Source organism: Streptococcus chenjunshii (assembly GCF_003086355.1).
GTDB lineage: Bacteria > Bacillota > Bacilli > Lactobacillales > Streptococcaceae > Streptococcus > Streptococcus chenjunshii.
Map to the genome: position 1 here is coordinate 2219549 of NZ_CP031733.1, position 11156 is coordinate 2230704.

An 11156-nucleotide genomic window follows, 5' to 3' on the forward strand; every position below is an offset into this window, starting at 1 on the left:
TGCTCCTTTCTCTCTTAGATAAGTCCTGTAATATCAAGCACTTCTGGCTGCTGAGCAGCGTGAGTGTGCTCCGGACCGACAAATACTTTCAGTTTCATGCCCTGTGCACGGCCAAGAGTATTATGCGGGAGCATACCTTTAACTGATTTTTCAATTAAGCGCACAGCGTTTTTAGAGCGCAGTTCTCCTGCCGAAATTTGTTTCAAACCGCCAGGATACATTGAGTGAGTGTAATAGATTTTATCACTTGCTTTTTTGCCTGTCAGCTTCACTTTTTCAGCATTGATCACAATGACAAAATCACCTGTATCAGTGTGAGGCGTAAAGGTTGGTTTGTTTTTTCCGCGAAGAACGCTAGCAACAACTGCTGAAAGACGGCCGAGGGGCACATCGGTTGCATCGACAAGATACCATTTGCGTTCAACTTCACCTGGCTTAGCCATGTATGTTGTTTTATTCATGATTTCTCCTATACGAATCTTTATGTTTACAAGCAGTGGATGTTCCGGTCCACTAGATATTTGAAGGGTTCCGGGGCCTTTCAAATGGGGTAAACAATACCATTCATAATCATACCAAAAAACCAAGACAAAAGTCAAGGTTTTTTTCTTAAAGGTATGTGTCTGAGTTTTTGAGCAAAGCGTATTTTATAAAAAAGAGCTAAAAATTGTTTTATTTCTCGATTCTCAAGTCTAGGACAGTCTCTCTTGGCTCATTAGTTTTTTCGAACAATGGCTAAACGACACTGTATAAGTAAATTCTTGTCACAGCGGATTCGGATCTTTTACTGCCTAAGTAACAGGAGCTATCCTAATCAGCTGATAGAAAACGGGCTGCCTTACGGCAGTCCGAACATTAAAATTAAAGACGAAGAAAAGCTTACAACCTGAGAGTCCCATCTCCCTCTCTTTTTTTAAAAAGCTTAATCGATTGAAATACGATTAGGATTATCTAGCTTTTCAATAGGCTCTTTTTTAGGAATAGTCAAGGTAAGTACGCCATCCTCAAACTTCCCGCGAACATCATCTGCCGTTATGCCATCGCCTACATAGAAACTCCTGGACATCGTGCCATAATAGCGTTCCTGGCGGATAATGTTATCTTCCTCATCTTTTTCTTCTTGATCATGGCTTTTTGAAGCTGTGATATTAAGATAGCCGTTTTGGAGTTCAATAGTTATATTTTCTTTTTTAACTCCCGGCAAATCAATTTCCACATCATAATGGTCCTTTTTGTCCTTGACATCCATCAACATTTCACGTCCAACGTTTTTACTGAGACTGCGACGAATATTGGTGAATTCTTTTGAGACATCATCAAACCAGTTATCTAATAAGCCATCTGAAAATAATTTAGGTGTCAGCATTTTCATTTACCTCCTCCACCTTATTGTTGTATCCCCTTTTTTCGGAGAAACATTTTTCATGCAGCAAGTAAGACTAATTAAAAAACAGTCCCTTGCCTTACAAGATAATTATACCGCTGGAAAAACCTATTTTCAAGCATTTAGCAGGCTTTTCCTGTGATTTCAACTCACAATCTGCAGGGGCTATTTAAAAGCAGGACAATAGCTGTAAATGCTGGCAAATTCGTTTTGCCGCTTGTTTTTGCATATTTAGAAAGAAGTATCAGCGATCTCTGTTACAACGACCTTTCCTTCTTTGTCCAGCAAAGGGGTTAAACCGCCGGCGTTGCCATTGGAGTGAAAGAAATAGTTGACCCCAGTTTCTTGATCCACAAAGATTTCACTAACAGCCATGGCGCCTTCATTATAAACTCTTTTAAAACGTTTAGTTTTCATTCTTATTCTCCTTGTATATAAACACAAAACGGTTTTTGCTGGTTTCCCAGTTATTCCTGACCTCATTTATCATGCAGAATCCACTGCCTCAGAATATGCCCAAAGACCCGGTCCCTTCACTTCCGTGTGTCTTTAATAGATCTCAGAACGTTCAGTCAGCCGAGCTTTTACTCATCTCGCACTTTTAGTAATTGTAAACACGGCTAACGTATTAGGTCCAACATGGGTTGAGATAACAGGACCGAGAGGAAGGATGACAACCTGTTTTATAGCTTCATACTCTAAAAGCTGCTCTTTCAGGTTCTGAGCAGCTTCAGCATCATTGGCATAGGCAACTACAGCAGTATCATGAGCGAGATTGACAGCTGCTTGCTTCACCATTTCCCTCATGCCTTTTTTACGACCTCGCAGTTTTGCAAGAGGAACGAGTTTCCCGCTTGCATCCAGCCACAAGAGCGGTTTGATATTAGCGAGGCTGCCGACCACCGCTGATGCTTTGGAAAGCCGTCCGCCGCGCATCAAATGGTAGAGATTATCAACGAGGAAAAAGGTACGCAGCCGTGGAGCTGTATCCACAATCAGCTCTTTGACAGCCTGCAGTGACTTCCCCTGTGATCTGGCCTGAGCAGCCAGCATTACCAAGTAACCTTCTCCTCCTGCTGCTGCCAGAGTATCCACAATTTCAATGACAGCTTCTGGATAATCTTCTAATACAAGATCACGCGCGATCAGAGATGACTAATAGGTCCCTGATAAAACAGACGAAAAGGCTATATAGAGCACTTCTTCTCCGTCTTCAGCCGCCTGCCGAAAAACCTTTTCAAACTGACCGGCATTCACCTGGCTTGTGGTCGGTTTACTGCCATCTGCTATCTTTTTCAGCAAAACCTCACTGGTCAAACGGTTAGGGCCAACTGTCTCATAGGTCACACCATCCAGCTGAACGGTCAGTCCCAAAATTTGAACATCGTTTTCCAAAGCCCAGCTCTCTGGTAAATCGGCTGTGGAATCCGTTATGATTTTAAATCCCATATTACTCCTTCTCAACTCACCTCTCTTATATCATTTGACTGACAAATGATGTAAGATATTATAGCAAAAACCAGCTCAAAAGCGATTGAGCTTCATAAACATAAAATTAAGACAAGCGGCGTCTAAAGACCTCGTACATAAGAATCCCAGCAGCAACACCTGCATTAAGACTCTGCACATGCCCATTCATTGGAATAGCAATCATTTCGTCAACCTGCTTTTTAAGCCGAGGCGAAACCCCTTTGCCTTCGCTGCCAATAATGAGGGCCAGTTTCCCTTCTGTTCGCCAGTCATAAACAGGTGTGCCTGTCATGTCAGTACCAAAAATCCAAAATCCCTGTTCTTTAAGCTTATCTATTGTTTGACTAAGGTTAGTCACACGGGCAATAGGGACATGCTCAGCTGCACCGGTTGATGTTTTAAAAACAGCAGGCGTTACCCCAACTGCCCGGTGCTTGGGGATGATGACCCCGCAAACATTTGTCGCATCAGCGGTTCGCAGAATTGACCCAAAATTATGCGGATCAGTCAGTCCATCTAAAATAAGCAGAAGAGGATTTTCTGCGGCCTGAGCTTTTTGCAGCAGACTATTGAAATCTGTATAGGAAAATTCAGGCACCTGCAGGACAAAACCTTGATGCACTGCTCCAGCAGTCATATCGGACAACTCTTTTTTAGACCGGTAAGAAACGGTAACCTGTTTAGCAGCTGCCAGTGCTTTGATTTGATTAAGATTTTTTCCCCGCAAATCTTCCTGAATATACAGCTCGAGACCGCTGTTGACCTGCAGGCTTTCTGTTACAGCATGCACCCCATAAACTATATTAGAAGGTGTTCCAGAATGTCTATTTTTCATAACAACATTATAACACGAAAACAGCTTTTGGATAGAGCAAATAAACAAAAGATACAAAGGCCGTTAAGAACGCAAAGAGAAAATAGGAGTCTGACCGCCGAGTCACTAAAGACTCAAGGGAGGACTGTCTTTTTCTCACAGCGTTTAGGCCGTGTTCAATTCCAACAAGATACAAAAGCCGTGAAGAACGCAAAGAGAAAATAGAAGTCTGACCGCCGAGTCACTAAAGACTCAAGGGAGGACTGTCTTTTTCTCACAGCGTTTAGGCCGTGTTCAATTCCAACAAGATACAAAGGCCGTGAAGAACGCAAAGAGAAAATAGGCGGTAAGTCCGAAATTTTTGATTTCGCAGACGCACCCCTGCCAGGATGACTAGGGGCGAGACAGAATCCTAGACTATAACGTTCGACGTCCCACCGTCTCCCTAGGCGGCTAGCCATTATTTTCTACTGCAGCCAGACACCAGGTAATGACTTCCTCCAGCCGACTGTGCTGCTCGGTCATGTGCAGATAGCCGATAACTGCTTCAAAACCTGTAGACATACGGTAGGTAACGATGTCTGCATTCTTGGCTTTAGTATAGCTTTTAGCATTGCGGCCGCGCCGGTAGACAGCCGCCTCTTTTTCAGTTAAAAAATCAATTGCCAGCATTTGCTTGATTAGCTCAGCCTGCGCTTTTGCAGAAACATAGTAAGTAGCCCTGCGGTGAAGCTGATTAGGTTTAGTCAGTCCTTGAAAAATCAAATGCCGGCGGACATACATCGAATAAACTGCATCTCCTTCAAAGGCTAAAGCAACACCGTTAATCAGTTCAACATCAAGTCGCTCATTCACGGCTCCACCTCACCCCGTCCTTGGTATCAAGCAGCTTGATGCCCCGTGCTGCTAGTTTGTCACGAATGGCATCTGCTTTCGCAAAGTCACGTTTAGCGCGGGCTTCCTGCCGTTCCTCAATCATTTTTGCGATATCTGTATCTAAAACGTCTTCTTCAAAAACAATCCCAAAGACAGCCAGCATTTTGGCAAAGGCATCCTTGACCGCCTGATTATAATTACCAGAGTTAATCCATTTGGCCAGATCAAAAAGAACTGTGATGCCGTTCGCTGCATTGAAATCATCGTCCATTGCAGCCTCAAAATCGGTCATAAAGTCTGCCAAAACTGCTTCATCTGGCGTTCCGCTGACAGGCAGTGTAAAAGTATTTTTGAGATATTTAAGATTGACTGCAGCATCATGAACAGCTTTTTCTGTAAAATTAACCGGCCTGCGGTAGTGCTGAGTTGCCAAGAAAAAGCGCAGCACCTGACCATCAACCGTCTTTAGCATATCATGAACGGTTACAAAGTTGCCCAGAGATTTAGACATTTTCTCATTGTCAACATTGACAAAGCCATTGTGCATCCAATAATTAGCAAATGTTTTACCTGTTTTAGCTTCTGACTGGGCAATTTCATTGGTATGATGAGGAAATTCTAAATCGGTGCCGCCGCCATGGATGTCAATGGTATCTCCCAGAATCGCTGTCGCCATTACAGAACATTCGATATGCCAGCCGGGACGTCCGGCGCCCCACGGGCTTTCCCAGGAAATTTCTTCCGGTTTCGCAGCCTTCCAGAGAGCAAAATCAAGCGGATTTTCTTTATCAGCACCTTCTCCATCTACTCTGCCGCTGGCGCCAGCTTCAAGCTCTGCCAGTGTTTTATTAGCCAATTTAGCATAATTGTGGGATTTAGCTACACGAAAATAAACATCGCCATGACTTTCATAAGCATAACCTTTATCAATCAGTACCTCTACAAAGCTGATAATCTCATCCATATAATCAATCACACGCGGATGTTTTGTCGCAGGTTTCACCCCAAGCTGTTTCACATCTTCCATAAAAGCAGCGATAAACTTATCAGAAAAAGCTTTGGTATCCATGCCAGTTTCACGTGCGCCATTTATAATCTTATCATCAACATCGGTAAAATTGGAAATATAGTTGACAGTGTAACCGCGGTATTCAAAGTAACGGCGAATAGTGTCAAAAGCAACAACACTGCGCGCATTGCCAATATGAATATAATTATAAACAGTTGGCCCGCAGACATACATGTTGACTGTGTTCTCCTGCAGGGGCACAAATTCACGCAAACTGCGGGTCATGGTGTCATAAATTCGAATCATAGGCATGTCTACCTCCCTTTAACATTTAGTATCTCTTTTTACTGGATTTTTCTCTGAACAATAAGGGGTTATTAGCTGTTTCGAACAGCCTTGGACATTAATTATAGACGTCCTGCTGAATCCTAAATCAAGCATTCACTATTTCCTGTTTTTATCTGCCCAATAAAGATATAAAAGCAGACTGGGAATTAAAATAAGCACCGGATAAACGGTCTTGTAATGACCTGTCTGGATCTGTGAGCTGACATAGCCAAGACTGCCTATCAAATAAACTGCCAGCCACTTGTTACGTTTCCAAAATTGCTTCATCTTCAACCTCTTTTGCAATCGTTAAAGCCAAATCAAGCAGTGCTTCTGAAGCAGCAAGGTCCTTGCGTCTTGTTTCCCACTTATGGCTGATAGAATTAACATAATCAGCCGGATAGAAAAACTGATAGACTGGCACTTTACGAAACTGTGCCCAAGCCATAACAGCCGCCGCTTCCATGTCAACCACCTGTGCACCAGCTGCCAGACGCCGCTGCGCCTTCGCTGGAGTCTCACGGTAGAAAGCATCTGTCGTCCAAGTTTTTGCAGTGATATAGCCGATACCGTGTCTGTCAAAAATCTTTGACATAGCTGAAAGTAAAGCTGAATCATAAGCTATCTCATCACTGGGTGCAGCATAGTGATAACTGGTTCCCTCATCACGCAAAGCAGCAGCAGGTAAGATAAAATCATGGTTCTTTATGGTTTCATCTAAAAAACCGCAAGTCCCCATGATGATAAAACGGCGGAAGCCTTTGGCATTTAATTCTTCCAAATGCCCCACCAATGCGGGAGCCCCAACAGGGGCCAGACTCACTGCGGCTTTGAATTTATCTTTTTCATAAATATACCAAAAATGCTTCCCATTGAGGTTCTGCAAATAGCCGCCAATATGTGTTTCAGGACAGGCTGCCGCTGCTTGGACCGTCTCTCCGGCAAATGGGAGGATAATCGTATCACAGATTTCTCCGCCGCCTCGAATCCCCCGATCTGTTGGCTCAATAATGGCCGGAATATTTTCAAATTCATTTAAGAGCATGCCTTTTCCTCAACAGTTTTTACGTCAAAGCTTAGACGAATGCAGACTTTCATAACGAGCTTCTTCCAGCTTCGAAGTATAATATTTAGATTCCCGCTCTTCTTCCAACTGACTGATCGCTGCCTCATCCTTCTTCCCGTGAACACGCACAACTTTAGCTGGAACACCAACAACAGTCACATCCGGCGGTACATCTGAAACAACAACCGCTGCAGCGCCGACCTTGGCATTCTCACCGATTTCAATAGGTCCAATAACCTGTGAATGCGCTGATACCAGTGCCCCTTGGCGAACGGTAGGATGGCGTTTGCCAACATCTTTTCCCGTACCGCCTAAAGTCACACCATGGTAGAGCATTGCCCCTTTTTCAACAATGGCAGTCTCTCCAATGACCAGACCTGAACCGTGGTCGATGAAGACACCTTCGGCAATTTGAGCGCCGGGATGAATTTCAATCTGAGTCCAAAAGCGCCAAAACTGGCTGTGCATCCGAGCTAATAGACGAAAACCATGTTTCCATAAAAAGTGAGAAAGCCGGTGTGCAGCCAAAGCTTTGATACCCGGATAGGTTAATAAAACTTCAAGCGATGTGCGGGCAGCCGGATCATTTTCTTTTACAATATCAATACTTTCTTTCCACCAACCCATAGTACTCCTTCCCCAAGATACAAAGGCCGTTAAGAAATCCGCATGAAAATAGGGGATGGCAAGTGATGCCTAAGCATCACGATGACAGCCATCTTTTTCACTAGGATTTTAGGCCGTGTTCAATTCACAAGATACAAAGGCCGTGTAAAAATCCGTATGAAAATAGGGGATGGCAAGTGATGCCTAAGCATCACGAAGACAGCCATCTTTTTCACTAGGATTTTAGGCCGTGTTCAATTAAACAAGATACAAAGGCCGTGTAAAAATCCGTATGAAAATAGGGGATGGCAAGTGATGCCTAAGCATCACGATGATAGCCATCTTTTTCACTAGGATTTTAGGCCGTGTTCAATTCACAAGATACAAAGGCCGTGTAAAAATCCGTATGAAAATAGGGGATGGCAAGTGATGCCTAAGCATCACGAAGACAGCCATCTTTTTCACTAGGATTTTAGGCCGTGTTCAATTAAACAAGATACAAAGGCCGTGTAAAAATTCGTATGAAAAGACGGTAAGCCAGAAATCTTTGATTTCGCAGACGCACCCTTACCAAGATGACCAGAAAGCTGCCGGCGACTGATGCTAAATCAGCTCCAGAAGGAGAAAACCTTTTTGCCGCAGCTTTCATCCCCACCTTAAACATCAATGTCTGACCAATTGATTAAAATTTGCTCTTCATCAAAAGGATTAACGGCCAAGCCAAATGTCTCTTCTAAATCATTTTCTCCGTTTCTCGGTTTATAAATATCCTCGATTTTCCAAGTCAGAATTGAACCTTGTGCCTGCCGAAACGCACCGCCGAATTCTGCTTCATTGTACCATTTAGCAAAACTGGCTAAGTTGGAAAAGATAGGAACATAGCGCTCCCCTTCCGGTGCTGTCATGATCGGAAACAGACGCTCAAAGCGGCTCTCCCCTTGAGGATGAATATAAACCGGAACCAAGTAATACTTATCCATAGTGTCAGCCTGTATATTATTTTCATTAAGCAAATCATCCAAAATGGATGTATAGGCATTCAAAAACTGGATCATGTCTTTACTTGTAAAGATAGTTGAATTCCCAAAATCTCCCGTCTTTTTCAGATTAAAAACCAAGCCGGATGATCTTTTGGCAATAGCCTCCTCTAAAACGGTTAAGGCCGACCGCTTGGTCCAATGCTGATTTCTGGCACTGACTTCCTCTTTTTTAAACCGGTCCAAGTCAGTAAAATCAGTAAAAACAGGTGTCACCTGCTGGCCGCTGACTTCAAGAATATAAGGCTGGTCACTGGCCAAAACAGGGTAGCTGTGAAGGGCATTAACTAAGGCAATACTATACAGAAAATGCTCTGGATCTTCGATAAACTTTCTCAGACTGTAATCAACTTCTTCTATGTTAGCCATGATTATTTTCTTTCTTATTATGATTATGCTTGTGATTCGAATGCTCTCGGTGACTCTTTTCTGATCTTGGCGGACGCGGCAGCAGAGCTTTCATGGAAGCGTCTACCCGGCCCTTGTCATCAATCTTAATGACCTTAACATCCACTTCATCGCCAAGGTTCAAAATATCTTCCACTTTATTGACCCGTTTCCAAGCCAATTCGGAAATATGTACCAAAGCATCCGTTTTGTCGAAAAGGTTGACAAAGGCCCCAAACTTTTCAATCCGAACAACCTTGCCGTGATAAATTTCATCTACCTTGGCCTCGCGAACCAAGTTGGCAATAATCTCCTTAGCCCGATCAATCGCTGACTGGTCGCTGGAGAATATGGCTACATTGCCTTCCTCGTCAATATCAATCTTAACACCAGTTTCCTCGATAATTTTATCGATAGTTTCCCCGCCTCTGCCGATAACAATCTTGATTTTATCAACATCAATTTTAACAGTATCAATTTTAGGAGCTGTAGGAGCCAATTCTGGACGCGGTTCAGCGATTGTCTCTTCAATTAAATCTAAGATTTCAAAACGGGCTTTCTTGGCTTGTGCTAAGGCTTCCTTTAAAATCTGCGGAGTAATACCGGCAATCTTAATATCCATTTGCAAAGCCGTGATGCCTTGCCGTGTTCCGGCTACTTTAAAGTCCATGTCGCCAAAATGGTCTTCTAACCCTTGAATATCTGTCAATATTGTATACTGTTTGCCATCTGAAATCAATCCCATAGCAATACCGGCAACAGGCGCTTTGATTGGAACACCGCCGGCCATTAAGGCCAGAGTGCCTGCACAGATAGATGCCTGCGAAGAAGAGCCGTTTGACTCTAATACTTCCGCCACCAAGCGAATAGCATATGGGAATTCCTCCAAGCTTGGCAGCACCTGAGCCAGAGCGCGTTCACCGAGTGCCCCGTGCCCGATTTCCCGCCGGCCAGGGGCGCCATAGCGGCCAGTTTCACCAACAGAATACTGCGGAAAATTATAGTGATGGATAAAACGCTTCTTGTATTCCGGTTCTAAGCCGTCAACAATTTGGGTTTCTCCCATGGGAGCCAAGGTTAAAACTGACAGAGCTTGAGTTTGCCCGCGCGTAAAGAGCCCCGAACCATGGACCTGAGGCAGAAAATCTACTTCTGCTTCCAGCGGTCGGATTTCATCAATTTTACGGCCATCCGGACGAATCTTGTCTTCAGTAATCAGGCGGCGCACCTCAGCGTGCTCCATCTGCTCAAGTATTTCAGAGACATCACGCATGATCACATCGAGATCTTCGGCATCAGCAAATTTTTCTTCATAGACAGCCCTGACATCTTCTTTAACCTTCTCTGTAGCTGCTTCACGAGCCAGCTTCTCTTCAGTCTGAACAGCCTTCTGCAGTTCCGATTGATAAACGGCAGTAATCTCTTCCTGAAGCTGACTGTCAACCTGCAAGAGTTCCACTTCAGCTTTAGCTTTCCCGACTTGAGCTATGATGCTTTCCTGAAAAGCAATCAGCTCTTTGATCGCTTCGTGCCCTTTAAGCAAAGCTGTCAGCATGATCTCTTCAGATAATTCCTTAGCCCCGGATTCCACCATATTAATAGCTTCTTTGGTTCCTGCTACAGTCAGTTCCAAAAGCGAATCCTCTTTTTGCTGTGCCGTTGGATTAATGATATATTCACCATTAATATAGGCGACCTGAACACCTGCGATTGGACCATTAAACGGAATATCAGAGACAGACAGAGCCAGCGAAGAACCAAACATCGCAGCCATCGGGGCACTGGCATCGGCATCGTAGGACAGGACAGTGTTAATGACCTGAACTTCATTGCGGAAGCCTTCTGCAAACAGCGGCCGAATCGGACGGTCAATCAGCCGGGCGGTCAAAGTTGCATCTGTCGACGGACGGCCTTCCCGTTTATTAAATCCTCCCGGAAATTTCCCGGCAGCATACATCTTTTCCTCGTAATTAACCTGTAAGGGAAAGAAGTCCCCTGTAGACATTTTTTTAGACATTGCAGCAGCGGTCAGCACGGTGCTTTCCCCATAACGAATCAAGGCAGCGCCGTTAGCCTGTTTAGCCAGCTGACCAACTTCAACGATCAGCGGTTTCCCCGCAAAAGTTGTTTGAAAAACCTGTTTTGTCATTTATGACTCCTTTTGTTCATAATACAAGAGC

General features: G+C 44.1%; 11 protein-coding genes and 1 pseudogene. All 12 read right to left on the reverse strand.

The features are described 5' to 3' along the window. Nucleotides 1-14 precede the first annotated feature (14 nt). The gene (gene rplM, locus DDV21_RS10740; RefSeq protein WP_116878910.1) at nt 15-461 is read right to left on the reverse strand and encodes a 50S ribosomal protein L13; all 447 of its coding nucleotides are present in this window, start codon (nt 459-461) and stop codon (nt 15-17) included. Between the two features lie 461 nt (nt 462-922). Further along, the gene (locus tag DDV21_RS10745; protein WP_116878914.1) at nt 923-1366 is read right to left on the reverse strand and encodes an Hsp20/alpha crystallin family protein; all 444 of its coding nucleotides are present in this window, start codon (nt 1364-1366) and stop codon (nt 923-925) included. 249 nt (nt 1367-1615) lie between these two features. Next, nucleotides 1616-1801: a DUF6440 family protein gene (locus DDV21_RS10750; RefSeq protein WP_116878911.1), complete on the reverse strand. Its 186-nt coding sequence runs from the start codon at nt 1799-1801 to the stop codon at nt 1616-1618. Nucleotides 1802-1972: 171 nt separating this feature from the next. Then, nucleotides 1973-2833: pseudogene (locus tag DDV21_RS10755) on the reverse strand (DegV family protein). 106 nt (nt 2834-2939) lie between these two features. Then, complete coding sequence (rlmB, locus tag DDV21_RS10760) at nt 2940-3689, reverse strand: 23S rRNA (guanosine(2251)-2'-O)-methyltransferase RlmB (RefSeq protein WP_116878912.1); 750 nt, start codon at nt 3687-3689, stop codon at nt 2940-2942. Nucleotides 3690-4121: 432 nt separating this feature from the next. After that, entirely contained in the window at nt 4122-4523 is a 402-nt protein-coding gene (locus DDV21_RS10770; protein WP_116879139.1) for a Mini-ribonuclease 3, read from the reverse strand. After that, a complete protein-coding gene (gene cysS, locus DDV21_RS10775; protein WP_116879140.1) occupies nt 4516-5859 on the reverse strand; it encodes a cysteine--tRNA ligase in 1344 nt (447 codons plus the stop codon). The genes DDV21_RS10770 and cysS overlap by 8 nt, the downstream gene beginning before the upstream one ends. 138 nt (nt 5860-5997) lie before the next feature. Beyond that, complete coding sequence (locus tag DDV21_RS11820) at nt 5998-6168, reverse strand: hypothetical protein (protein WP_162886319.1); 171 nt, start codon at nt 6166-6168, stop codon at nt 5998-6000. Then, the gene (locus DDV21_RS10780; protein ID WP_116879138.1) at nt 6146-6925 is read right to left on the reverse strand and encodes a nucleoside phosphorylase; all 780 of its coding nucleotides are present in this window, start codon (nt 6923-6925) and stop codon (nt 6146-6148) included. Before DDV21_RS10780 ends, DDV21_RS11820 begins: the two co-directional genes overlap by 23 nt. Before the next feature lie 24 nt (nt 6926-6949). Continuing rightward, nucleotides 6950-7573: a serine O-acetyltransferase gene (gene cysE / locus DDV21_RS10785; protein WP_116879137.1), complete on the reverse strand. Its 624-nt coding sequence runs from the start codon at nt 7571-7573 to the stop codon at nt 6950-6952. A 635-nt stretch (nt 7574-8208) separates the two neighbouring features. Further along, on the reverse strand, nt 8209-8958 hold the full coding sequence (locus DDV21_RS10790) for an SseB family protein (RefSeq protein WP_116878826.1): 750 nt from the start codon (nt 8956-8958) through the stop codon (nt 8209-8211). Further along, nucleotides 8951-11125 carry a polyribonucleotide nucleotidyltransferase gene (gene pnp, locus DDV21_RS10795; RefSeq protein ID WP_116878827.1) on the reverse strand — a complete coding sequence of 725 codons (2175 nt, stop codon included), beginning with the start codon at nt 11123-11125 and terminating at the stop codon, nt 8951-8953. Before pnp ends, DDV21_RS10790 begins: the two co-directional genes overlap by 8 nt. Nucleotides 11126-11156 lie beyond the last annotated feature (31 nt).